Here is a 22,952-nt window from a genome sequence, read left to right on the forward strand (position 1 = left end):
CCCACTGCCGACGTCGGGTCAGCAAGGCCGTGCCTTCATCAACGCTCCAGACTCATCCAGATCGCGCCGTTCGCGGGCAGTGCCACCTCTGCAGAGGCGGGACGGCCGTGCCACGGCTGCGACGTTGCCGTCACCGCACCGAGATTTCCCCAACCCGATCCCGCGTAGATCTCGGCGTCGGTGTTGAGAATTTCACGCCATTCGCCCCGTTCTGGCAAGCCCACACGATAATTCGCGTGCGGCGAACCCGAGAAATTGAACAGGCAGGCCAGGATCGACCCATCGGTGCCGTAGCGCAGGAAGCTCAGGACGTTGTTCGCGGTGTCGTTGGCGTCGATCCAGGAGAACCCGCCCGGTGACGTGTCGAGAGTCCACAACGCCGGGTGCTCCCGATAGGTGGCGTTGAGGTCGTGGACGAGCCGGAGCAGACCGCGGTGGAAGCCGCCGGTGTACGGGTCGTCGAGCTGGTACCAGTCGAGTCCGCGCTCCTCGGACCACTCCGCGGTCTGTCCGAATTCCTGACCCATGAACAGCAGTTGCTTGCCGGGGTGCGACCACATGTACGCCAGCAGGGCCCGTACACCGGCGGCCTTCGCGTAGTCGTCGCCGGGCATCCGCGTCCACAGCGTGCCCTTGCCGTGCACCACCTCGTCGTGGCTGATGGGCAGCAGATAGTTCTCGCTCCACGCGTACATCAGGGAGAACGTGATCTCGTGATGGTGATAGCTGCGGTGGACGGGATCGTGTGCCATGAATCCGAGGGTGTCGTGCATCCACCCCATGTTCCATTTCATGTTGAAACCGAGACCGCCGACATTGGTCGCGCGGGTGACACCCGGCCACGCCGTCGACTCCTCCGCGATGGTGACGACCCCGCGGTGCTGCTTGTGGACCGTGGCGTTGGTCTCCTGCAGGAAGGCGACAGCCTCGAGGTTCTCCCTGCCGCCGTGGATGTTCGGCGTCCAACCGCCCTCCGGCCGCGAATAGTCGAGGTAGAGCATCGACGCGACCGCGTCGACGCGCAGACCGTCCACGTGGAACTCGTCGAGCCAGTACAGCGCGTTCGCGACGAGGAAGTTGCGGACCTCGCGCCGCCCGAAATCGAACACGTACGTTCCCCAGTCGAGTTGCTCGCCGCGCTGAGGATCGCTGTGCTCGTAGAGCGGTGTGCCGTCGAAACGTGCCAGCGCCCACTCGTCCTTGGGGAAGTGGGCCGGTACCCAGTCGACGATGACCCCGATGCCGGCGGCGTGCAAGTGGTCGACGAACCACCGGAAGTCGTCGGGGGAGCCGAACCGTGAGGTGGGCGCGTAGTACGACGTGACCTGGTACCCCCACGAACCGCCGAACGGGTGCTCGGCGACCGGCAGCAGCTCGACGTGCGTGAATCCCGTCTCCGTGATGTGGGCCGCGAGTTGTTCGGCCATCTCGCGGTAGTTCAGCCCGGGCCGCCACGAAGCGAGGTGAACCTCGTACACGCTCATCGGGGATTGCGCCGGCTCGGTGGCCGCGCGCTGCGCCAGCCAGTCGGCGTCGTTCCATTCGTACGAGCTCACCGACACCCGGGACGCGGTAGCCGGAGGGACCTCGGTGGCGAAGGCCATGGGGTCGGCCTTGTCGCGCACGGTGCCGTCCGGTCCGTGGACCCGGAACTTGTACAGGTCGCCGGCCTCGATACCGGGAACGAACAACTCCCACACCCCGGTGGAGCCGAGCACCCGCATCGGGAAGTTCCGCCCACTCCATCCGTCGAAATCGCCGATCACACTCACCCCGCGGGCATTGGGAGCCCACACGGCGAACGAGGTGCCGGTGACGGTGCCGTCGGGGGTGTCGTAGCGGCGGCGGTGCGCGCCGAGGATCTCCCACAGCCGCTCGTGCCTGCCCTCCCCGAACAGGTGCAGGTCGAGTTCGCCGAGCGTGGGCAGGAACCGGTACCCGTCGGCGGAGACGTCGTTGTGACCACCCGGCCACGTCGTGGACAGCCGGTAGTCCATCAGATCCCGGTACGGGACGAGTGCGCCCCACACACCGTGCGCCAGGTGTTCCAGCGAGAAACTCGTCCCCCCGATGACGGCGTCGACAGCCTCGGCGTGGGGGCGCAGTGCGCGGATCACCGTGCCGTCGGGGTGCGGGTGCGCGCCCAGGATCGAGTGCGGGTTGTGGTGCTCGCCCCGGGACAGCAGGTCGAGGTCGGCGGCGTCGGGTGCGATGGCGACAGGCGGTTCGACGGTCACTATGTACCTCCGCGGTAGGCCAGCTTCGTTCTGGCCGGATAGGGGATCGACGGTAATGCCAGGATATGGGCCACCGCGCGCCAGGGTTCCAGGCGCACGAAGTTGGCCTGCCCCCAGTGATACTGCTCCCCGGTGACCTCGTCTAGCACGGTCAGGTGGTCGTGCCAGTCGCGACCCAGCGCGGGCATGTCCAGCCACACGTTGCCCTGCTCGGCGCCGTACGGGTTGAGGTTGATCACCGTCAGCACGGCGTCGCCGGTGGTGGCGTCGAACTTGGAATAGGCGATCAGGGCGTCGTTGTCGACGTGGTGGAAATGGATGTTGCGCAACTGCTGCAGCGCCGGATGCTGCCTGCGGATCCGGTTGAGCGCGGTGATCCACGGTTCGAGGGACTCGCCGCGCGCGGCAGCACCCTCGAAATCTCGGGGACGCAGCTGATACTTCTCGGAGTCGAGGTACTCTTCACTGCCCACTCGCAGCGGAACATGTTCGTACAGTTCGTATCCCGAGTACACCCCCCACGTGGGGGACAGGGTGGCCGCCAGCGCGGCGCGCAGGGCGAACATTCCCGGGCCGCCGGTCTGCAGGCTCTCGTGCAGGATGTCCGGGGTGTTGACGAACAGGTTGGGGCGCGCCTCGTCGGCCTTGGCGGCGATCTCCTTGCCGAACTCCGTCAGCTCCCACTTCGCGGTCCGCCACGTGAAATACGTATAGGACTGCGTGAAACCGCGGCGGGCGAGACCGTACAACCGCGCGGGACGGGTGAACGCCTCGGACAGGAACAGGACGTCCGGATCCGATTTCTTGACCTCGGCGATCAGCCACTCCCAGAAGTCCGGCGGCTTGGTGTGCGGGTTGTCGACCCGGAAGATCTTGACGCCCGCCGCAACCCAGTGCCGGACGACCCGCAGGACCTCCGCGTAGATCCCGTCGCGGTCGTCGTCGAAGTTGACCGGGTAGATGTCCTGGTACTTCTTCGGCGGGTTCTCGGCGTAGGCGATGGTGCCGTCGGGGAGCACGGTGAACCATTCGGGGTGCTTCTTCGCCCACGGATGGTCCGGTGCGGCCTGCAGGGCCAGGTCGATCGCCACCTCCATGTGCAGCTTCCGGGCGGCAGCGATGAACGCCTTGAAATCGCGCATCGTCCCGAGCTGGGGATGAATCGCGTCGTGGCCGCCCTCGTCCGAGCCGATGGCCCACGGCGAACCGACGTCGTCGGGGCCGGGTGTCAGCGTGTTGTTGGGGCCCTTCCGGTTGACCTTGCCGACCGGGTGGATGGGTGGGAGGTACACCACGTCGAATCCCATCGACGCGATGCGGGGAAGCGCAGCCACGGACGTCGCGAACGTACCGTGCCGCGGCTTGCCGTTCTCGTCCCAGCCGCCGGTGGATCGCGGGAAGAACTCGTACCAGGACCCGAACAGGGCGCGCGTGCGATCGACGAGCACGGTGTGCGGTTCGCTCTTCGTGACGAGATCGCGCAGCGGATGTGCGCGCAGCAGTTCCGTGACATCCGAGCCGAACGCCGGGGCCACACGTTCGGACAGGTGACGGTCGGAACGCAGCGACGCCGCGACCCCGGCCAGCCGCGAGCGGTCCGCGCGGGGGACGCCCTTCGCGGCTCGCTCGAACAACCGCGCACCGATCTCGAGGTCGTTGGCCAGTTCGGCCGGCCCCTGTCCCACTGCCAGCTTGGCCTCGACCGCGTGCTTCCACGTGGTGAGCGGATCGCTCCAGGCCTCGATCCGGAACGTCCAGATGCCCTCGCCGGTCGGGGTGAAGGAACCGTCGACGGTGTCGGGCACCGGACCGCCGGTCATCGGAATGCGGAAGGTCGCCGAGCCGCCCGACGCGGCACTGCGCGGTCCCCGCACCGCAAGCGTGGCGGCTACGGCGTCATGACCTTCACGCCACACGGTTGCCCGGACGGGAAACACCTCACCCACAACGGCCTTGGCGGGATAGCGACCGCACCCGATGTTCGGTTCCACGTCGTCGATACCGAGTCGACCTGTCACACTGGGCTCCGTTCCATAGCCGGAAGTTGCCGGCGGCTCGTGGGCTGGGCCGCCCGTTCAACCGTAATGGAGTCGACCGGTTCCTGTCCGTATTGGAGATCTGACGTCTACCCGCCCCGACACGGCGCAACGACGCCCGCGGTGCGTTATCGTTCGCGAGGTGAAAGCCTTGCGTCGGTTCACTGTCCGAGCCCACCTTCCGGAGCGGCTCGCTGCCCTCGGTCCGCTGTCCACCAATCTTCGCTGGTCGTGGCATCCGGCCACGCAGGAACTGTTCGGATTGCTGGACGAGGAACTGTGGCGGCAGGTGCAGTTCGACCCGGTCCGGATGCTCGGTGAGGTCGATCCGGCCCGCCTGGACGAACTGGCCGAGGACGTCGCGTTCCTGGCCCGGCTCGACGCCGCGGCCGCCGACCTCGACGACTACCTGTCCCGCCCCCGCTGGTATCAGAACCAGCAGGCCAAGGGCGTGTCGCTGGACGGTGGGATCGCGTATTTCTCAATGGAGTTCGGGGTCAGCGAAGTGCTGCCCAATTACTCCGGCGGTCTGGGAATTCTCGCAGGCGACCACCTGAAGGCGGCGTCCGATCTGGGCCTGCCGCTGATCGGTGTCGGCCTGTTGTACCGCTCGGGTTACTTCCGGCAGTCACTGACCGCGGACGGCTGGCAGGCCGAGCACTACCCGCCGCACGACCCGCAGGGCCTGCCGCTGCGCCTGCTCACCGAGTCCGGGCCGCAGTCGTCGGACGGGGCGCCCGTCCTTGTCCACGTCGCGATCCCGGGTGGCCGGGTTCTGCGCGCCCGCGTGTGGATCGCCCAGGTGGGGCGCGTCCCGCTGCTGCTGCTCGACTCCGACATCGCGGAGAACGACGCCGAGATGCGGGGCGTCACCGACCGTCTGTACGGCGGCGACCAGGACCACCGCATCAAACAGGAGATCCTCGCCGGCATCGGCGGTGTCCGTGCCGTGCGCGCCTACACCCACGCCTACGGCCTGCCCGATCCCGCCGTCTTCCACATGAACGAGGGACATGCAGGTTTCCTCGGCATCGAGCGGATCCGTGAACTGGTCACCACCGGCGGACTCGACTTCGACGAGGCGCTGGCCACGGTCCGGGCCGGCACGGTGTTCACCACCCACACCCCGGTTCCTGCGGGAATCGACAGGTTCCCGGCCGACCTCGTGCGGCACTACTTCGGCGGCGACAACGCTGCGAACGAATCCTCGCTGCTGCCGGGGCTGACGATCGACCGGATCCTCGGACTCGGCCGCGAATCGGATCCGTCCGTGTTCAACATGGCCCACATGGGCCTGCGGCTCGGGCAACGGGCCAACGGTGTGTCCAAGCTGCACGGCATCGTCAGCCGCGAGATGTTCCAGCCGCTGTGGCAGGGATTCGACGCCGAGGAGGTGCCGATCGGCTCGGTGACCAACGGTGTCCACGCGCCCACCTGGGCTGCACCCGAATGGATCGATCTCGCCACCCGCATCCTGGGCCCCGAACTGGTGGAGGAGGCCCGCGGCTGGGAGCGGCTGCAGGACCTGTCCGCCGAGGAACTGTGGTCGACCCGCAACGTGCTGCGCGGAAAACTGGTGGAGGAAGTGCGCCGCCGGGTCCGCGCGTCCTGGATCGAACGCGGTGCGACGTCCGCCGAACTCGGCTGGACGGACGAGGTGTTCGACCCGAACGTGCTCACCGTCGGCTTCGCCCGGCGGGTGCCCACCTACAAGCGACTGACGCTGATGCTGCGCGACCCCCAGCGGCTCCGCGCCCTCCTCCTCGACGAGAAGCGGCCCGTGCAGCTGGTTGTGGCCGGGAAGAGTCACCCCGCGGACGACGGCGGGAAGGCCCTCATCCAGCAGGTCGTGCGGTTCGCCGACGCCGCCGACGTCCGGCACCGCATCACCTTCCTTCCCGACTACGACATGTCGATGGCGCGGTACCTCTACTGGGGTTGCGACGTGTGGCTCAACAACCCGCTGCGCCCGCTGGAGGCGTGTGGCACGTCGGGTATGAAGTCCGCTCTCAACGGCGGACTGAACCTGTCGATCCGGGACGGCTGGTGGGACGAGATGTTCGACGGCGAGAACGGCTGGGCCATCCCCACCGCCGACGGCGTCGTCGACGAGGCACGGCGTGACGACCTCGAGGCCAGCGCACTGTACGAACTGCTCGAGCGCGCCGTCCTGCCGAGGTTCTACGACCGCGCGGACGGCCTGCCGGTGCGCTGGGTGGAGATGGTCCGTCACACCCTGCAGAATCTCGGGCCCAAGGTGCTTGCATCGCGGATGGTGCGCGACTACGCCGTCCAGTACTACGCGCCCGCCGCCGAATCGGCCCGGACGGTGGCGGCGGAGAACTTCGCCGGCGCCCGCGAACTCGCCGCGTTCCGTCGCCGCGTCGAGGCCGCCTGGCCGTCGGTGGCGGTCCTGCAGGTCGACGGCGCGGGGCTGCCCGACACCCCCGAGATCGGCGCCAATCTGGTGCTCCGCGCCCGCATCCGCCTCGGCGAACTGTCCGTCTCGGACGTCACCGTGCAGGCCGTGATCGGAAAGGCCGGACCGGACGAGGAGCTCACCGACATCGTCACGGTCCCGATGACCCACTCCGCATCGGACGAGTCGGGGGAGTTGTTCGTCGCCGACCTGGCCCTGCCGTTGTCGGGGTCGGTCGGATACACGGTGCGGGTCCTTCCGCACCACCGGTTGCTCGTCGACCCGTCGGAGCTGGGTCTGGTGACGGTGCCGAACCCCTGACCGGCGCTACCGAGCCGTCACCGGCCGACGTCCCGGCGCTGGAATCCGGTGACGGCGGCGAGGAACAGGGCCGCCGCGAGAAGCAGCAGAACCGCGAGGGGAGTCGCCGAGAAACTCTCCGCAGGCAGGGCCGGCGTGTAGTGGAAGGGGGAGAGTACCCCGAACCGGTCCGGGAGCACTTCCCCGAACATTCCGGCGACGAGGACGTAGCCCAGGAATGCCCACAACGCCGGCAGCGCGCGGGGAATCAGGCCATAGACGGCTGCGCACGCACCGACGATCACCAGCACTGCCGGCACGGTGTTCAGGGCCGCGCCGATCAACCGGCCGAGCGCGCCCGCATCGGACAGCGTGAACGCCGCGGTGATCCCCATGCCGACCCCTGCCGCCACCGTGATCGCGACGGCCGCACCGGCGATCACGGCCAGCTGGCCACCGAGCCACGACGTGCGGGACACCGGGGTGGCCAGTGCCTCCTCGGCGCGACCGGACGATTCCTCCGAGCGGACGGATATGACGGCACCGACGGCGTACATCGCCGCCATCACCACCAGGAACACCAGATACAGGGCGAATGCACCGTCCGCGGCCGCCGCGGCGCCACCCGGCAGCAGCTGTGCGAGATCGGGATCCTGGTCGATGAAGTCGCTGATCTGCCTGCCGAGTGAACCGATCGGCAGCGACAGCGCGAACACGCCGACACCCCAGGCGAGGATCTGGCCGCGCTGCTGACGCGCCGCCAGCGCGGTGACACCGGTCAGGCGGGGGGACGCCTCGGCGCGCCCGCCCCGCGGCGCGAGGAGCCCCGCCCCGACGTCCCGTCGACCGATGGCGGCATACGCGCACCCGACGGTCAGCCCCGCCGCGACGATGCCGATCAGCAACGGCCACCACCGTTCGTCGACGTAGGCGCGAGTGGCCTGCGTCCAGCCGATCGGCGACACCCACGTCAGCAGGCTCCCGCTGTGTCCCTGCTGCACGTCGCCCACCGCACGCAGCAGATACGCGACGGTGATCGCAGAGATCCCGACACCGCTTGCAGTGCGGGCGTGCTCGGTGAACTGGGACGCCAGCGCCGACAGCGAGGTGAATACCAGACCCACCACCAGCACACCCGCGGACATGTTCAGCGAACCCACCGGAGGCAGACCCACGGCGAGCAGCCCGATGACGAGCAGAAGCGCGACGAACACATTGGCGAGCGCCGCGGAGATCAACCCCGCCGTGATTCCCGCATACCGCCCGACGACGCCGGCGCGTACCAGTTCCGTGCGCCCGGTCTCCTCCTCCGTCCGCAGATGCCGCGTCACCAGCAGCACCGACATGATCGCCACGGCCACCATCGTCATGCCGGCGATCTCGTTGGCGACCATCGCACCGAGCGTGTAGTCGTCCAGGCCGTACCCCGGCCCGGCGAGTGCCGTGGCGGCCGGGGACGAGATGAGTTCGGCACGGGCCTGCCGGGATTCGGCGGTCGGGTAGATGGTGGAATAGCTCGACGCGATCAGGACGGTGAGGCCCGCCACCGCGACCGTCCACACCGGAATCCGGACCCGGTCGGTGCGCACCGCCAATTCGGCGAGCACCCCCGTTCCGCTCAGTCGACTCACTGCGGCCGTCCGATCCCGAGTGCCTCGACCTCGTCGCGGTACTCACGGAGGAACAGGTCCTCGAGTGTGGGCGGGTTGGCGGTGATCGAGACGATGCCCAGCCCCGTCAACGTGGTCATGACCGGATCGATCTGATCGGAATCGACGTCGAACGTCACCGTGTTCGCATCCTCACCCTTCTGCAGGTTGTGCACACCGGGGACGTTCGCGATAGGAGTGGGCCTGATCCGGGTGGTCGCCGTCACCGTGGTACGGGTGAAATGGCGCAGTTCGGACAGCGTTCCCGCCTGCACGGTCCTGCCCGCGCGAATGATGGTGACGGCGTGACACAGCGCGTCGACCTCGGCGAGGATGTGGCTGGACAACAGCACTGTGCGTCCGCTACGGGCGAATTCGGTGATGCACTCCTGAAACACCGCCTCCATCAACGGGTCCAGGCCCGACGTCGGCTCGTCGAGGATGAGGAGTTCGGTGTCGGCGGCGAGCGCCGCCACGAGGGCGACCTTCTGTCGGTTGCCTTTCGAATAGGTGCGGCCCTTGCGGGTGGGGTCAAGTTCGAACCGCTCGATCAGCGACGCGCGACGGACCGGATCCAGCCCGCCGCGCAGCCGCCCGAGGAGGTCGATCGCCTCGCCACCGGACAGGTTGGGCCACAGGTTCACGTCACCCGGAACGTAGGCGAGTCGCCGATGCACGGGAACGGAATCACGCCACGGATCGGAACCGAGAACGGACGCTGAACCGCCGTCGGCGCGCAGCAGACCGAGGAGGACCCGGATCGTCGTGGACTTGCCCGAGCCGTTGGGGCCGAGGAATCCGTGCACCTCACCCGACTTCACCTCCAGATCGAGGCCGTCGAGGGCGAGGACTTCGCCGAACTTCTTGGTGAGTCCGCGGACTGAGATCGCAAGGTCCATCGGTCGAGCATAGGTGCGCACCGATCCGCTGTCCGACTCAGTGCGCGACAGCGGTTCAGGGGCGCGAATCGCGGATCCGCCCCAGCGCCTTCCGCACGACTTCCGGATCGGACGTCTCCCAGAACGGTGGCAGCGAGGCCCGCAGATACCCGGCGTAGCGGGCGGTGGCGAGCCGCGGATCGAGGACGGCCACCACACCCTTGTCGTCGACGCTGCGCAGCAGACGTCCCACACCCTGGGCGAGCAGCAGCGCCGCGTGATTGGCTGCGACGGAAAGGAACCCGTTTCCGCCGCGCGACTCGACGGCCTTCTGCCGGGCGACCAGCAACGGGTCGTCGGGGCGGGGGAAAGGGATGCGGTCGAGGATCACGAGGCTGAGGGACGGGCCCGGCACGTCGACACCCTGCCACAGCGATAGCGTGCCGAACAGCGACGTCGGCTCGTCTCCGGCGAACGCCCGGACGAGAGCGCCCGTCGAGTCGTCGCCCTGGCACAGGATCGGGGTGTCGAGCCGGTCGCGCATCGCCTCGGACGCGGCCTTCGCGGCCCGCATCGACGAGAACAATCCCAGCGTGCGCCCACCCGCCGCCTCGACGAGCTCGGCGATCTCGTCGAGATACGTGGGGGACAGGCCGTCCCGCCCCGGCGGCGGAAGCTGCTTCGCGATGTAGATGATGCCGGCACGGGCATGGTCGAACGGCGACCCGACATCGAGGGCATTCCATTTGAGAGTGCCCGAATCGGACGGCGCCTCGGAGCCGGTGGCCATCGCCGGATCGATCACGACGGACGATTCGGCCGGAAGTCCCCAGTTGACGGCCAGACCGTCGAACGACCCGCCCACGGTCAGCGTGGCGGACGTCAGGACCACGGTCGATTCGGCGAACAGCCGGGAACGCAGCAGCCCGCCGACCGACAGCGGCGCCATCCGCACAACCCGGCGGATCGACCCGCGGTTGTCGTCGGCGGCCAGCCACACCACGTCGTGACGCTTGGCCGGATCCGGCTCGTCGAAGGCGCTCAGAACGCGGACGGCGCTGTCGTGCACCTCCTCGACCGACGCGAGTGCGGTGTTGCGTGCCGCCGCGGCCTCCGGGTCGCTCAATGCCATACCGGGGCGGGACGGGCCGATGGCCGTGCGCAGCGACCAGGCGGCGTCGCGAACAGCGGCGAGGGCGGGGGCTGCGCCGGGCGGCAACGCCTCCCACCGTTCCGGCCGCAACTCCTCGAGCAGTGCCGCCCAGCCCTCGCCCGCGGCCTCGAGACGGTCTGCGTCCTGCTCCTCGACGAGCTTCGCGCAGCGCCGCGCCGCGGCACTGATCGTCGACGCCGCCAACTCCGCGGTGGCGACGTTGGTGACGCGGTCGACCAGTTCGTGCGCCTCGTCGATGACCACGACGTCGTGTTCGGGGAGGATCGCGATCCCGGTGATGGCGTCGATGGCGAGCAGGGCGTGGTTGGTGACCACGACGTCGACCTGCGAGGCCTCCGCGCGGGCCCGCTCCGCGAAGCAGTCCTCGCCGACCGGACAGCGGGACTTGCCGAGGCATTCCCGGGCGGTGACGCTGACCTGGCGCCACGCCTTGTCGCTGACTCCGGGGGCCAGGTCGTCGCGGTCGCCGGTCTCGGTGTCCGAGGACCACTCGGTGAGGCGCTGGACCTCCCGTCCGAGCCGCGACACCGCGAACGGGTCGAACAGCTCGTCCGTGGGAGGCTCCTCGGCGGACCCGGTGTGGATCTTGTTCATGCACAGATAGTTGTTGCGGCCCTTGAGGATCGCGAAGTGCGGTCGCCGTCCGAGTGATCCCTCGAGCGCGTCCGCGAGCCGCGGCATGTCGCGGTCGATCAGCTGACGCTGCAGTGCGATGGTGGCCGTCGAGACGATGACCGTCTTCCCGCTCTGCACCGCGTGCCGGACGCTCGGCACCAGATAGGCGAGGGACTTGCCGGTGCCCGTCCCGGCCTGGACGGCCAGATGCTCCCCGGTGTCGATCGAATGCGCGACGGCGGAAGCCATGGTCAGCTGGTTGGACCGCTCGGCACCGCCCAGCGACCGCACCGCCGTGCGCAACAGCTCGGGGACGTTGGGGAGGTTTTCAGGCACCCGAGCAGGTTACTCGGGACCTACGTCAGAAATCGTCACGCGGTCCGAGGGGGTGTCTGCGTCGCGGCCCACGAGGCGCACCCCGGCGGCCCGCATCGCGGTGATCGCGGCCTCGACGGTCGCGGGGGCGACGCCTGCGGTGAGGGGGAGGCGGACGCGCGTCGGGAACCCGGCGGCCACGGCGTCGAGAGCCGTCGCGACCACGCAGTGATCAGTGGCGATCCCCACGACGTCGACCTCGGTGACTCCGGCCGCACGCAGCCATTTCTCCAGGCTCTGGCCGTCGGAGTTCTTGCCCTCGAAGCCCGAGTAGGCCGCCGAGAACTCGCCCTTGGAGAACACCGATTCGATGCCGCTCAGGTCGAGGTCGGGGTGGAAGTCCGCGCCGGACGTTCCCGATTTGCAGTGCACCGGCCAAGTGTCGACGTAGTCCGGGTCGTCGGAGAAGTGGTGGCCCGGGTCGATGTGGTGGTCGATCGTGGCCGCGACGGCGTCGTACTCGGTCGCCGCCAGGAAGCGGCTGATCGCGGCGGCGACCGCGGAACCGCCGTCGACGGCGAGGGAGCCGCCCTCGCAGAAGTCGTTCTGGACGTCGACCACGAGCAGCGCCCGCCGGAGGTCGGTGTTCTCGATGTCGGTCATGGTGCCCTCCTGGGTTCGGGTTCGGCGAAGCGCACCGGGATCGCGGGCTCGCCGTGGGAGAGCTTCAGGCCCTCCCAGGGCAGGCTGACGAGGCCCGCCGCCAGGAGGGATCTGCTGTCTTCCAGGGTAGTCGTGTCGCAGACGGTCTCACCGCCCCGCACCAGCGGGACCAGCAGTTCCCGCGTCTCGAGGCCGGCCGAGCCGGGTGCGTCCGAGTGGGCCGAGTACACGACCTCCTCCACCAGGGTTCCGGTGTCACGGGCGAATCGCAGCGCCCGCTTGGTGCCGCCCCGCGACGCCTTGTTGCTACTCCTCTTCTCGACGGGGATGCCGTCCACCTCGACGAGTTTGTAGACCATTCCGGCGGTCGGCGCGCCGGAGCCGACGACGACGGACGTGCCGACGCCGTAGACGTCCACCGGTTCGGCCCGCAATGCGGCGATGGCGTATTCGTCCAGGTCGCCGGAGACGATGATCTTCGTCCCGGTCGCACCGAGGTCGTCGAGTTGCCTGCGGACCTGCCGGGCCAGCACACCCAGATCGCCGGAGTCGATCCGGACACCCCCGAGGCCGGGGCCCGCCACCTCGACGGCGGTCTTGACGCCTGCGGTGATGTCGTAGGTGTCGACGAGGAGCGTGGTCCCGGCTCCGAGTGCCGCGACCTGCGCGCGGAACGCCGCCGCCTCGTCCGGCCCGTCCGGGGTGGTGTGCAACAGGGTGAACGCGTGCGCGCTGGTACCCGCACCGGGTACTCCATGCCTGCGGACCGCCTCCAGATTCGACGTGGCCGTGAAGCCCGCCAGGTAGGCGGCGCGGGAAGCCGCCACCGCGGATTCCTCGTGGGTGCGCCGCGAACCCATCTCGATCATGGGGCGTCCGTCGGCAGCGCTGACCATGCGGGCGGCGGCGGACGCGATCGCGCTGTCGTGGTTGAGGATCGACAGGCTCAGCGTCTCGAGGAGGACGCATTCGGCGAACGTTCCGCGGACGGAGAGGATCGGGGAGCCGGGAAAATAGAAGTCGCCCTCCCGGTAGCCGTCGATGTCCCCGCTGAAGCGATAGTCACGCAGCCATGCGACGGTCGCCTCGTCGAGGAAGCGGGACACGATCTCGAGTTCCTGCTCGCCGAAACGGAAGTTCGACAGCGCGGCAACCAGACGGGCGGTGCCGCCGACCACTCCGTACCGGCGGCCGTCGGGGAGCCGGCGGGCGAACACCTCGAAGCTGCAGCGTCGGTGGGCGGAACCGTCGGCGAGGGCCGCCGACAACATCGTCAACTCGTACTGGTCGGTGAACAAGGCGGTGCTCTCTCTGGACACCCGGCCACTGTAAGCCGCGGTGTCGCCCAGTGGAGGAGCGTCGTACCCTGGTGTCATGGCTCATTGCTCGACGACAGCTCCATTCGTGGATGCCATGCCGGCATCGCCGCAGGTCACCCCTGCAGAGTCGGAGGTCGCCGAGATCGATGAAGCCAATGATCGTCCCTGGGTCACCGTCGTGTGGGACGATCCGGTGAATTTGATGCACTACGTCACCTACATTTTCCAGAAACTCTTCGGGTACAGCAAAGCCAAGGCCACGGAATTGATGATGCAGGTCCATTCCGAGGGAAAGGCCGTGGTGTCGAGCGGTTCCCGGGACAAGGTCGAAAACGATGTACGCAAGCTGCACGCGGCCGGCCTGTGGGCCACGATGCAGCGTGACGGCAGCTAACTTTCCGTTCGGACAGTAAGGAACTCGGTACACGACGTGCGGATGTGGAGCAGGAAGAACTCGCTCGGCGGTGTGAAGCTGCGTTCGGAGATGGACGCGCACGAGGCCACGGTGCTGCGATCGCTGGTCGCCTCCGTCCTCGGTCTCCTCGAGGAGCGGGCCGCGTCCGCCCCGGAGGACGAACTCGCGGCGCTCACCGGGATGCGGACCGGCAACACGGCGGCACCCGACGAGGAGGTCCTCGCGCGGCTGCTGCCCGACTTCCACCGTCCCGACATGGACGCGCCGGACGACGACGAGATCCGCGCCGAATCGAAGGCCGACATCAACGGTGCGCTGCGCGGACTCCACGAACCGGAGATCATCGACGCCAAACTGGCGGCGGGCTCGGTCATTCTCCACACGGTGCCCGAGAACGGCGGCAAGGTGCTGCTCACGCCGGAGCAGGCCGACGCCTGGCTCAGCGGTCTCAACGACGTCCGGCTGGCGCTGGGCACCAACCTGGGCATCGACGCCGACACACCCGACGAACTCGATCCCGCCGATCCCCGCGCACCGCACCTCGACATCTACCACTGGCTGACCTGGATGCAGGACTCGCTCGTTCAGGCACTCGCGCCGTGACGGCCACGACGCCGGGCCGCACCGATTCGCTCGTCGATGTGGTGGGCCTGAGCGTCGGGCACCACCACGAACTCGACGCGGACGCCACGCTCGGAAGCGGTGCCGCCACCGGGTGCACCGTGGTCCTCGCGCCGCACGGCGCGACCGGAGCGGTCGACGTCCGTGGCGGGGGACCGGGCACCCGGGAAACCGACCTTCTCGACCCCAGCCACAGCGTCCGGAAGGTGCACGCGATCGTCCTGACCGGCGGCAGCGCCTACGGACTCGCCGCCGCGGACGGCGTCATGCGGTGGCTCGAGGAGCACGGTCACGGAATCGCCATGGGGGAGCCCGATCAGGTGGTTCCGATCGTTCCCGCCGCCGTGATCTTCGATCTGCCGGTCGGTGACTGGCACACGCGTCCTACCGCCGAATTCGGTTACCGGGCAGCAGAGTCCGCGTCGCACGCCGTGCTCTCCGGTTCGGTGGGCGCCGGAGTCGGGGCGCGTGCGGGCGCGCTCAAAGGGGGGCTCGGAACGGCGAGCGTCGTCGTCACGGACGGTCCCGCGAAGGGCATCACGGTGTCCGCGCTGATGGTGGCCAACCCCGTCGGAACCGTGTTCGACCCGGCGACCGGACTGCCGTGGGGTGTCGCCACCGTGGGTGCAGCCGCTTTCGGGCTCAGGCCCCCCGTCGCCGCCGAGGTGTCGGCGGCGCGCGAACTGATCGCCAAGAGCACGGTCCTCAACACGACCATCGGGGTCGTCGCGACCGACGCCGTCCTGGGGAAGGCGGCGTTACGCCGCGTCGCCGTCGCCGGCCACGACGGGTTGGCCCGCGCGATCCGGCCGGCGCATTCGCCGCTCGACGGCGACACGATCTTCGCGCTCTCCACCGGCATCCACCCGGTTCACCACCCGCCGGGAGTGCCCGACGCGTTCCCGCCCGATCTGCCCGTCGTCGACGCCGTCTGCACCGCGGCCGCCGAAGTGGTGGAGAAGGCCATCGTCGACGCCGTCCTCAGCGCCACCCCCGTCGCGGGAATTCCCACCTACCGCGAACTGTTCCCCTCTGCACTGCGTTCCTGAGGTTCGCGTACCTGAGGTACCCGTTCCTGAGGTACCGGCCGGTCGGTGGCCGACTCGCCGGTGCGCACCTAGGATGGCGCTCACGGAGGTGGATGACGTGCTGGTGATTCGATCGGACTTCGTCGAGGCGATGGTGGCGCATGCGCGCGCCGACCACCCCGACGAGGCGTGCGGGGTCATCGCCGGGCCGGAAGGCTCCGACCGCCCCGAACGGCACATCCCGATGATCAACGCCGAGCGTTCGCCGACGTTCTACCGCTTCGACTCGGGTGAGCAACTGAAGGTGTGGCGGGCAATGGACGACGCCGACGAGGTGCCCGTCGTGATCTACCACTCGCACACCGCCACCGAGGCGCACCCCAGCCGGACCGACATCTCCTTCGCATCCGAACCGGACGCCCACTACGTGCTGATCTCCACCCGCGACCCCGACGCCCACGAACTGCGCAGCTACCGCATCGTCGACGGTGTCGTCACCGAGGAACCCGTCGACGTGGTCCAGAGCTACAAGTTCGCCCACACGTCCGTGGCAGACATCCCCGACAAGTGACGGTGCCGTCCCTCGCGACGGGCCCGCGGCATGCAAAGACACCCACATCCCGAGGAGCCGACCATGGCTGTCACAGTTTCGATCCCCACCATCCTGCGAACCCACACCGGCGGTGAAAAGCGGGTGGAGGCAACAGGTCCCACACTCTCCGACGTCATCGACGATCTCGACGGCAACTACGGCGGCATCAAGGACCGCCTGATCAACGACGGTCGTCTGCACCGCTTCGTCAACGTGTACGTCAACGACGAGGACGTCCGATTCTCCGGCGGACTCGACACCGAGGTGACCGACGGGGACTCCGTGACGATCCTGCCCGCCGTCGCCGGAGGCTGATCGCGGCCGTGGCGCGGTTCGGTTCGCTGATCGACACCCTCGGCGACACACCCCTCGTCGGGCTGCCCCGCCTGTCTCCCAGCTGGAACGGCGCTGCGCCGGTCCGGCTGTGGGCGAAGCTCGAAGACCGCAACCCCACCGGTTCGGTGAAGGACCGGCCCGCCCTCCGCATGATCGAGCAGGCCGAGAACGACGGCACCCTCACACCCGGCGCCACGATCCTCGAACCGACCAGCGGGAACACCGGGATCTCGCTCGCGATGGCCGCGAAACTCAAGGGCTACCACCTGATCTGCGTGATGCCCGAGAACACGTCCGTGGAACGCAGGCAACTGCTCACGATGTTCGGTGCACAGATCATCGACTCACCCGCGCGCGGTGGCTCGAATCAGGCTGTGGCCGTGGCCAAGGAGCTGTCCGCGGAGCACCCCGACTGGGTGATGCTGTACCAGTACGGCAATCCCGCGAATGCGCTGGCGCACTACGAGACCACCGGCCCCGAGATCCTGCGCGACCTTCCCGAGATCACCCACTTCGTCGCGGGCCTCGGCACCACCGGCACCCTGATGGGTGTGGGACGCTACCTCCGCGAACACGTCGACGGCATCGAGATCGTGGCGGCCGAGCCCCGCTACGGCGAACTCGTCTACGGCCTCCGCAACATCGACGAGGGCTTCGTCCCCGAGTTGTACGACGAATCCGTCCTCACCTCACGGTTCTCCGTCGGCCCCGCCGACGCCGTCCGCCGCACCCGGCAACTGATCGACAACGAAGGCATCTTCGCGGGCATCTCGACCGGCGCGATCCTCCACGCCGCGCTGGGGGTGGCGCGCAAGGCCGTCAAGGCCGAACGCGCGGCGAACATCGCGTTCATCGTCGCCGACGGCGGATGGAAATATCTGTCGACCGGCGCATACGGCGGTACGGTCGAGGAAGCAGAAGAAGCACTGGAAGGGCAGTTGTGGGCATGACGACAGGGGTGTGTGGATCGTGACTTCGTCGTTCGACTCCTCGCGATTCGACTCGCCGGTGCCCAGGGGCGGCGCGAAGCCGGCGCCCGCGTCGAAGTCGAAGCCGCTGTGGCTGCAGTCCGCAATCCTCATCGGCACCTTCACGATGCTGCTGTACGTCATCGAGATCGTCGACGTGGCGTCCGACGAGCGACTCGAAGAGAACGGCGTCGGGCCGCGCTCCGTCGACGGGCTCCGGGGGATTCTGTTCGCCCCGGTCCTGCACGACGACTGGGCGCACCTGTTCGCGAACACCGTCCCGCTGCTGGTCCTCGGGTTCCTCGTGCTGCTGTCGGGCATCGCCCGCGGCCTCGCCGCCACCGGGATCGTCTGGGTGGTCGGAGGTCTGGGCACCTGGTTGACCGGCGGATCCTATTCCAACCACATCGGCGCCTCCGTCCTGATTTTCGGCTGGCTCGCCTACCTGCTGGTCCGGGGAATCTTCGCCCGCAGCCTCGGTCAGATCCTCGTCGGTGTGGTGGTGTTCGTCGTCTACGGCAGCCTGCTGTGGGGTGTGCTGCCCAGCGCTCCCGGTGTGTCCTGGCAGGGACATCTGTTCGGCGCCGTCGGCGGTGTCGTCGCCGCCTGGCTGCTCTCCGCGGACGCCAGGAAACAGCGGGCCCGGAAAGCAGTGGGGCCACAATCGTTCGGGTGATCGCCCCGGCCCGGTCGGCGCAAGCCCCCGACGCGTGCGATCAGGTCACAGTTCCCCATCGGTTGTGAGGTCGACGCGCCAATTCGGTCGGAAGCTTTTTCCGAAACGGGTCGTCGTGGCAGCATGGCGGGTATGCGCATTACCGTCCTGGGGTGTTCAGGGAGCGTCTCCGGACCAGACTCACCTGCATCGGGTTATCTGTTGACAGCGCCGGACACACCGCCGCTGGTACTCGACTTCGGACCCGGTGTCCTCGGGGCGCTCCAGCGGTTCGCCGATCCCGGCGAGGTCTCCGTCCTGCTCAGCCACCTGCACGCGGACCACTGCCTGGACCTCCCCGGACTGCTCGTCTGGCGTCGCTATCATCCTCACCCGCCGAAGGGGCGCGCACGCGTCTACGGCCCGTCCGACACCGCCCGCCGGATCGGCGTCGCGTCCGCGGAGTGCGGCGGCGACATCGACGACATCTCCGACACGATCGACCTGCGTCACTGGATCGACGGCGAACCGGTCACGTTCGGCGACCTCACCATCACCGCGCGCCGGGTCAACCACCCGCCCGAGGCGTACGGGTTCCGTGTGACCAACGGTGCCGGGCGCACCCTCGTGTACACCGGCGACACCGGCATGTGCGAAGAAGTGATCGACCTCGCCCGCGCGGCCGACGTACTGCTCGCCGAGGCGTCGTGGACACACAGCCCGGATCGGCCCGAAGGGATCCACCTCTCGGGCACCGAGGCCGGTCAGGTCGCACACCGCGCCGGTGTCGGCGAACTGCTGCTCACCCACATACCGCCGTGGACGTCGCGCGAAGACGTCATCGCCGAGGCCAAGGCCGAATTCTCCGGCCCCGTGCACGCGGTGTCCGCGGGCGGCGTCTACACCGTCTGAAGCCGTGTGCCCGCCCCCCGCACCGGGGCGACTAGGCTCTCTGCCGTGACCACACGAGAAGACGGTAGGGCGGACGACGAACTCCGCGAGGTCAAGATCACCCGCGGTTTCACCACTCATCCCGCGGGATCGGTGCTGGTGGAATTCGGAAACACCAGGGTGATGTGCACAGCCAGCGTCGAGGACGGTGTTCCCCGCTGGCGTCAGGGCTCCGGACTCGGCTGGCTGACGGCCGAGTACGCCATGCTGCCCGCCGCCACCCACACCCGCAGCGGCCGAGAGTCCGTCAAGGGCAAGGTCGGTGGACGAACCCAGGAGATCAGCCGGCTGGTCGGACGCTCCCTCCGCGCCTGCATCGACCTCGCCGCCATCGGTGAGAACACCATCGCCCTCGACTGCGACGTGCTGCAGGCCGACGGCGGAACCCGCACCGCCGCCATCACCGGCGCCTATGTGGCCCTCGTCGACGCGGTGACCTATCTCCGCGCCGCCGGCCGTCTCGCGGACCCCCAGCCGATCTCCTGCGGCATCGCCGCGGTGAGTGTGGGCGTCGTCGACGGCCGTGTGCGCCTCGACCTGCCGTACGAGGAGGACTCGCGCGCCGAGGTCGACATGAACGTGGTGGCCACCGACACCGGCACTCTCGTCGAGATCCAGGGCACCGGCGAGGGCGCGACGTTCCCGCGGAGCACGCTCGACAAACTGCTGGATTCCGCGCTCACAGGGTGCGAGCAACTGTTCGAGATCCAGAAGGCCGCACTCGAACTGCCCTACCCCGGTGTGCTTCCGGAGCCGAAGATCCCGGAGACGTCGAAGAAGAAGTTCGGGAGCTAGATCGGTGCCGGAAACCACACGAGTGCTGGTGGCCAGCCGCAACGCGAAGAAACTCCGGGAACTGCATCGCGTGCTCGCGGCAGCCGGTGTCGACGGAATCGAACTGGTCGGACTCGATGCCGTACCCGAATACGCCGAGGCCCCCGAAACGGGTGCGACGTTCGAGGAGAACGCCCTGGCGAAAGCGCGCGACGGTGCCGCCGCAACCGGATTGCCCTGTGTCGCAGACGATTCCGGAATCGAGGTGGACGCACTGAACGGCATGCCCGGAATTTTGTCCGCACGCTGGTCGGGCACGCACGGAAACGATCCCGCGAACACCGCCCTGGTCCTGGCTCAGCTCGGCGACGTGCCCGACGACCGCCGGGGGGCGGCGTTCGTCTCGGCGTGCGCGCTCGTGGTGCCCGGCGGCGAGGAATCGGTGGTCCGCGGCGAATGGCGGGGGAGCATCGCCCGCGAGCCCGTCGGCGACGGCGGGTTCGGCTACGACCCGGTCTTCGTGCCCGACGGGGACACCCGATCGGCCGCCCAGCTGTCACCGGAGGAGAAGGACGCGTCCTCGCACCGGGGGCGGGCACTCGTTCAGCTCGTCCCCGCCCTGGCGGCGCTCACCGGGCGCTGACACTCGCTACGCTTCACGGGAGGAGGTTCGCATGTCGCCGATGATGGTGCCGCAGACGCCGCTCGGCTGGCTGACCTACGTGATCGCGATGATCACCGGGCAGCCGGTCATCATGTGAGGAAGCCGACCGGTTCGATCAGAGACCGAAGTCGCGGCGGACCTGCTTGGTCCGCTGGTGCTCCACGTAGAACGACAGGAACGGAATGGTGCCCGCGAGGAGCGTCCCGACCGTCCGGCCCGCGGGCCAGCGCACCTTGACCGCCAGGTCGAGCGTCACCAACAGGTAGACGAAGTACACCCAGCCGTGGACGACGGCGATCCAGGTGGGCAGGTTGTCGACCTTGAAGATGTACTTGGCCACCATCTCAGCGGTGAGTACCAGCAGCCACACACCGGTGGCGTAGGCGAGGACGCGGTAGCGCAGGAGCGCGGGGGCGATCTTCTTCTGCTTCGCGGTGTCTGCGACCGAACCGGCAGTCGTCTCGTCTTGGCCCGTGCTCACGTGGTGCTCCTATCGGTCTCGCGAGCGGACAGCTCGGCGAGGTACTGGTTGTACTGCGAAATCTGCCGGCTCTCGAGGTCGTCCGGATCGTCGTCCTCGGCCACCGAGGGACGAGGGGGCAGGACGTCTGCCGGGATCTCCCGCAGTTCGGTGGGAGCATCCGGGACGTCGGCGGGGTCAGCCGGTTCGGCGTCCTCGAGCTGCACGAATCGCCGATAGGCGTAGACGAGGAACGCCGCGAACAGCGGCCACTGGAACGCGTATCCGAGATTCTGGCCGGTCCCGCCCACCGCTTCGAAACGTGTCCACTGCCACCAGCCGAGTGCGAGGCACCCGACAGCCCCGACGACCACCAACAGGATCAGCGCGGGGCGGCGTTGCTTACGGTTACCGGACACGTAACGACGGTACCTGAATCGCTGAATGCGCTGCTAGGAGAGGTTGCCGCTATGGCGGCGGTCACAGCCGCCGCAGCGCCCGACAAGCCGTAAATCTAAGCGAAACAGGGCCGCCGAAAAATTGGCAAAGAACCCGAGAAGTGCGCGAGGGGGGATTCGAACCCCCACGTCCTTTCAGACACCAGGACCTAAACCTGACGCGTCTACCCTTCCGCCACTCGCGCGCGAAGCACAGACTACGCCATGTGAGCGACACTCTGGCGCACACGCGTCAGCCGGTGTGCTCGCCTCCGTTCCCGCTCCTTCGCCCGGCCCACGTCGCAGTCTGGCTGTGGCAGTTGGGGCACAGGAATCGAACTTGCTCCAAGCGGGAGTCCGACGGGTCACCCCGTATGTGGTCCACGTGCAGGATCAGTGGGAGTCCGCACCAGTCGTCACCGAGGCCGCAGAGAACGCATTTGTATTCGACTCCGGCCTCGATCAGGGCACGGCACAACAGATGTGGTTTCACGCGTGCGCTACCTGGTGGTCGTTTCACCAGAATCTCCTCCCACGACATGCGATTGCGAGCCCGCTTGCCCTTGGTGTGTGCACTCCCCGTGAAGTGCGTCGTATCGATCCCGAACTTCTTGATCTGCCGACTCAGGTGCGCGTGTGTCCCACCCGCGGGCTTCAGTCCGAGGTAGCGCATGACGCCGGCGTAGCTCATCGATTCTGCGACCGCCTGCTCGAATACTTCCCGCGTGTACTTCATCTCGCACCCGCCACCCGTCGCTGCGCGCGCTGGTACCGCCAGACGGCGTGGGTGAAGGTGGTAGGTGTGATCTCGAGCCGTGCTGCTGCTGCGGCGACGAGGTGTTCGGCGTCTGCAGTCGATGGGGGTGCTTCGAGATCGAGTGCCTCGCCGAGGAAATCGCACACCAATTGGTGAGATTCGGTGGTGCGGACGCCGAGTTGCATGGCGAAGCACTCCCAGGTGGCGATACCGAACCCGGGCACCCCGACGATCGCGTTCCGCTGTGCCGCGTCGTCGCGGAGATCCGCCGAGGTGGTGCAGCCCAGCTCGGCGAGCGAGCGTGCCGCCGAGGCGACGGCCTCGGCCTTGGTGGTGTAGTTCCCCGGTACTCGCTGCCTGTTGTTCAGGACGGCCAGGAGGTCTTCGGGTTCATCGGCGTGCGCAGCGAGTGCCGTGAGGTCGTCGAGGGGTCCGGCCCGGTGATCGCGCCAGCGGGTGATGACGGCGCGGACCCCCGTGGTAGGCGTTCCGTAGGTGGCGCGGGCGGAGAACGCGGCATCGAGGAGCCCGGCTTCGATCTCGCGCGGCCAGCCCTCCGTCCAGTGCGGCCACGGCTCTCGTGGCAGTTCGGCGGCGACGTGATCGAGTAGGGCGCGGACGTGGGCTGTGCTCATTTCTTCCCCCCGGAGAATGGCTGTCGGCAGTTCCTGGATTCGAACATTAGTGCG

General features: G+C 68.4%; 22 protein-coding genes and 1 tRNA gene. 11 read left to right on the top strand and 12 right to left on the bottom strand.

The window, feature by feature from the left end; all coding sequences use genetic code 11:
- Nucleotides 1–38: 38 nt before the first annotated feature.
- Both glgB and HGB39_RS21290 read right to left on the bottom strand, forming a co-directional pair.
- Nucleotides 39–2,237, bottom strand: a complete 2,199-nt coding sequence (glgB, locus tag HGB39_RS21285) for a 1,4-alpha-glucan branching protein GlgB (protein WP_005567786.1) — start codon at nt 2,235–2,237, stop codon at nt 39–41.
- Nucleotides 2,237–4,255: an alpha-1,4-glucan--maltose-1-phosphate maltosyltransferase gene (locus tag HGB39_RS21290; RefSeq protein ID WP_005567788.1), complete on the bottom strand. Its 2,019-nt coding sequence runs from the start codon at nt 4,253–4,255 to the stop codon at nt 2,237–2,239. The genes glgB and HGB39_RS21290 overlap by 1 nt, the downstream gene beginning before the upstream one ends.
- A 160-nt stretch (nt 4,256–4,415) precedes the next feature.
- Between HGB39_RS21290 and glgP the strand changes: the two genes are divergently transcribed.
- On the top strand, nt 4,416–7,013 hold the full coding sequence (gene glgP, locus HGB39_RS21295; RefSeq protein WP_005567789.1) for an alpha-glucan family phosphorylase: 2,598 nt from the start codon (nt 4,416–4,418) through the stop codon (nt 7,011–7,013).
- A 17-nt stretch (nt 7,014–7,030) separates the two neighbouring features.
- Here glgP and HGB39_RS21300 read toward each other — a convergent pair whose 3' ends face one another.
- Genes HGB39_RS21300 through HGB39_RS21320 form a run of 5 tightly spaced genes read right to left on the bottom strand, consistent with a single transcriptional unit; the run spans nt 7,031 to nt 13,662 of the window.
- A complete protein-coding gene (locus tag HGB39_RS21300) occupies nt 7,031–8,623 on the bottom strand; it encodes an ABC transporter permease (RefSeq protein WP_248949719.1) in 1,593 nt (530 codons plus the stop codon).
- Nucleotides 8,620–9,540 carry an ABC transporter ATP-binding protein gene (locus HGB39_RS21305; RefSeq protein WP_005570830.1) on the bottom strand — a complete coding sequence of 307 codons (921 nt, stop codon included), beginning with the start codon at nt 9,538–9,540 and terminating at the stop codon, nt 8,620–8,622. Before HGB39_RS21305 ends, HGB39_RS21300 begins: the two co-directional genes overlap by 4 nt.
- Before the next feature lie 55 nt (nt 9,541–9,595).
- A complete protein-coding gene (locus tag HGB39_RS21310) occupies nt 9,596–11,644 on the bottom strand; it encodes an ATP-dependent DNA helicase (RefSeq protein ID WP_005262018.1) in 2,049 nt (682 codons plus the stop codon).
- A gap of 9 nt (nt 11,645–11,653) precedes the next feature.
- Nucleotides 11,654–12,286 (bottom strand): isochorismatase family protein, encoded by a 633-nt coding sequence (locus HGB39_RS21315; RefSeq protein WP_005570832.1) that lies wholly within the window; start codon nt 12,284–12,286, stop codon nt 11,654–11,656.
- Nucleotides 12,283–13,662 carry a nicotinate phosphoribosyltransferase gene (locus tag HGB39_RS21320; protein ID WP_005570834.1) on the bottom strand — a complete coding sequence of 460 codons (1,380 nt, stop codon included), beginning with the start codon at nt 13,660–13,662 and terminating at the stop codon, nt 12,283–12,285. The genes HGB39_RS21315 and HGB39_RS21320 overlap by 4 nt, the downstream gene beginning before the upstream one ends.
- Between HGB39_RS21320 and clpS the strand changes: the two genes are divergently transcribed.
- The 10 genes from clpS to rdgB all read left to right on the top strand — a co-directional run bounded on the left by clpS (nt 13,661) and on the right by rdgB (nt 20,588).
- Complete coding sequence (gene clpS / locus HGB39_RS21325; RefSeq protein ID WP_039950843.1) at nt 13,661–13,999, top strand: ATP-dependent Clp protease adapter ClpS; 339 nt, start codon at nt 13,661–13,663, stop codon at nt 13,997–13,999. The two genes, HGB39_RS21320 and clpS, sit on opposite strands and share 2 nt — an antisense overlap.
- Nucleotides 14,000–14,035: 36 nt before the next feature.
- On the top strand, nt 14,036–14,623 hold the full coding sequence (gene aosR, locus HGB39_RS21330; RefSeq protein ID WP_005248321.1) for an oxidative stress transcriptional regulator AosR: 588 nt from the start codon (nt 14,036–14,038) through the stop codon (nt 14,621–14,623).
- The gene (locus tag HGB39_RS21335; protein ID WP_005570839.1) at nt 14,620–15,690 is read left to right on the top strand and encodes a P1 family peptidase; all 1,071 of its coding nucleotides are present in this window, start codon (nt 14,620–14,622) and stop codon (nt 15,688–15,690) included. Before aosR ends, HGB39_RS21335 begins: the two co-directional genes overlap by 4 nt.
- 73 nt (nt 15,691–15,763) lie before the next feature.
- A complete protein-coding gene (locus HGB39_RS21340; protein WP_005570841.1) occupies nt 15,764–16,240 on the top strand; it encodes a M67 family metallopeptidase in 477 nt (158 codons plus the stop codon).
- Between the two features lie 63 nt (nt 16,241–16,303).
- Nucleotides 16,304–16,576: a MoaD family protein gene (locus HGB39_RS21345; RefSeq protein WP_005262004.1), complete on the top strand. Its 273-nt coding sequence runs from the start codon at nt 16,304–16,306 to the stop codon at nt 16,574–16,576.
- 8 nt (nt 16,577–16,584) lie between these two features.
- Nucleotides 16,585–17,547, top strand: a complete 963-nt coding sequence (locus HGB39_RS21350) for a PLP-dependent cysteine synthase family protein (RefSeq protein ID WP_005570843.1) — start codon at nt 16,585–16,587, stop codon at nt 17,545–17,547.
- Between the two features lie 10 nt (nt 17,548–17,557).
- The gene (locus HGB39_RS21355) at nt 17,558–18,241 is read left to right on the top strand and encodes a rhomboid family intramembrane serine protease (protein ID WP_005570845.1); all 684 of its coding nucleotides are present in this window, start codon (nt 17,558–17,560) and stop codon (nt 18,239–18,241) included.
- Nucleotides 18,242–18,373: 132 nt separating this feature from the next.
- On the top strand, nt 18,374–19,132 hold the full coding sequence (locus HGB39_RS21360) for a cyclic nucleotide-degrading phosphodiesterase (protein WP_043792108.1): 759 nt from the start codon (nt 18,374–18,376) through the stop codon (nt 19,130–19,132).
- A gap of 45 nt (nt 19,133–19,177) precedes the next feature.
- Nucleotides 19,178–19,966 carry a ribonuclease PH gene (gene rph, locus HGB39_RS21365; RefSeq protein WP_005570849.1) on the top strand — a complete coding sequence of 263 codons (789 nt, stop codon included), beginning with the start codon at nt 19,178–19,180 and terminating at the stop codon, nt 19,964–19,966.
- 4 nt (nt 19,967–19,970) lie between these two features.
- On the top strand, nt 19,971–20,588 hold the full coding sequence (gene rdgB / locus HGB39_RS21370; protein ID WP_043792111.1) for an RdgB/HAM1 family non-canonical purine NTP pyrophosphatase: 618 nt from the start codon (nt 19,971–19,973) through the stop codon (nt 20,586–20,588).
- 136 nt (nt 20,589–20,724) lie between these two features.
- On the opposite strand, the gene HGB39_RS21375 is transcribed toward rdgB, so the two are convergent.
- From HGB39_RS21375 to HGB39_RS21395, 5 genes are all read right to left on the bottom strand, one after another.
- Nucleotides 20,725–21,090: a DUF3817 domain-containing protein gene (locus HGB39_RS21375; protein ID WP_005248298.1), complete on the bottom strand. Its 366-nt coding sequence runs from the start codon at nt 21,088–21,090 to the stop codon at nt 20,725–20,727.
- Nucleotides 21,087–21,488 (bottom strand): hypothetical protein, encoded by a 402-nt coding sequence (locus tag HGB39_RS21380; protein WP_005248296.1) that lies wholly within the window; start codon nt 21,486–21,488, stop codon nt 21,087–21,089. Before HGB39_RS21380 ends, HGB39_RS21375 begins: the two co-directional genes overlap by 4 nt.
- A gap of 141 nt (nt 21,489–21,629) precedes the next feature.
- A tRNA-Leu gene (locus HGB39_RS21385) sits at nt 21,630–21,712 on the bottom strand.
- A 47-nt stretch (nt 21,713–21,759) separates the two neighbouring features.
- Nucleotides 21,760–22,242 carry a hypothetical protein gene (locus HGB39_RS38895; RefSeq protein WP_005570851.1) on the bottom strand — a complete coding sequence of 161 codons (483 nt, stop codon included), beginning with the start codon at nt 22,240–22,242 and terminating at the stop codon, nt 21,760–21,762.
- Nucleotides 22,239–22,898, bottom strand: coding sequence for a DUF8548 family protein (locus HGB39_RS21395; RefSeq protein WP_005570852.1), 660 nt, complete (start codon nt 22,896–22,898; stop codon nt 22,239–22,241). The genes HGB39_RS38895 and HGB39_RS21395 overlap by 4 nt, the downstream gene beginning before the upstream one ends.
- Between the last annotated feature and the right edge of the window lie 54 nt (nt 22,899–22,952).

Source organism: Rhodococcus opacus (assembly GCF_012396235.1).
Lineage (GTDB): Bacteria > Actinomycetota > Actinomycetes > Mycobacteriales > Mycobacteriaceae > Rhodococcus_F > Rhodococcus_F opacus.

What these genes read in the sequence shown, in the direction of transcription:
- HGB39_RS21395 (WP_005570852.1), bottom strand. Translation starts at nt 22,898, where the DNA reads ATGAGCACAGCCCACGTCCGCGCCCTACTCGATCACGTCGCCGCCGAA.
- HGB39_RS21320 (WP_005570834.1), bottom strand. Translation starts at nt 13,662, where the DNA reads ATGACACCAGGGTACGACGCTCCTCCACTGGGCGACACCGCGGCTTAC.
- HGB39_RS21340 (WP_005570841.1), top strand. Translation starts at nt 15,764, where the DNA reads ATGGCGCTCACGGAGGTGGATGACGTGCTGGTGATTCGATCGGACTTC.
- HGB39_RS21315 (WP_005570832.1), bottom strand. Translation starts at nt 12,286, where the DNA reads ATGACCGACATCGAGAACACCGACCTCCGGCGGGCGCTGCTCGTGGTC.
- HGB39_RS21345 (WP_005262004.1), top strand. Translation starts at nt 16,304, where the DNA reads ATGGCTGTCACAGTTTCGATCCCCACCATCCTGCGAACCCACACCGGC.
- HGB39_RS21305 (WP_005570830.1), bottom strand. Translation starts at nt 9,540, where the DNA reads ATGGACCTTGCGATCTCAGTCCGCGGACTCACCAAGAAGTTCGGCGAA.
- HGB39_RS38895 (WP_005570851.1), bottom strand. Translation starts at nt 22,242, where the DNA reads ATGAAGTACACGCGGGAAGTATTCGAGCAGGCGGTCGCAGAATCGATG.
- clpS (WP_039950843.1), top strand. Translation starts at nt 13,661, where the DNA reads ATGGCTCATTGCTCGACGACAGCTCCATTCGTGGATGCCATGCCGGCA.
- HGB39_RS21360 (WP_043792108.1), top strand. Translation starts at nt 18,374, where the DNA reads ATGCGCATTACCGTCCTGGGGTGTTCAGGGAGCGTCTCCGGACCAGAC.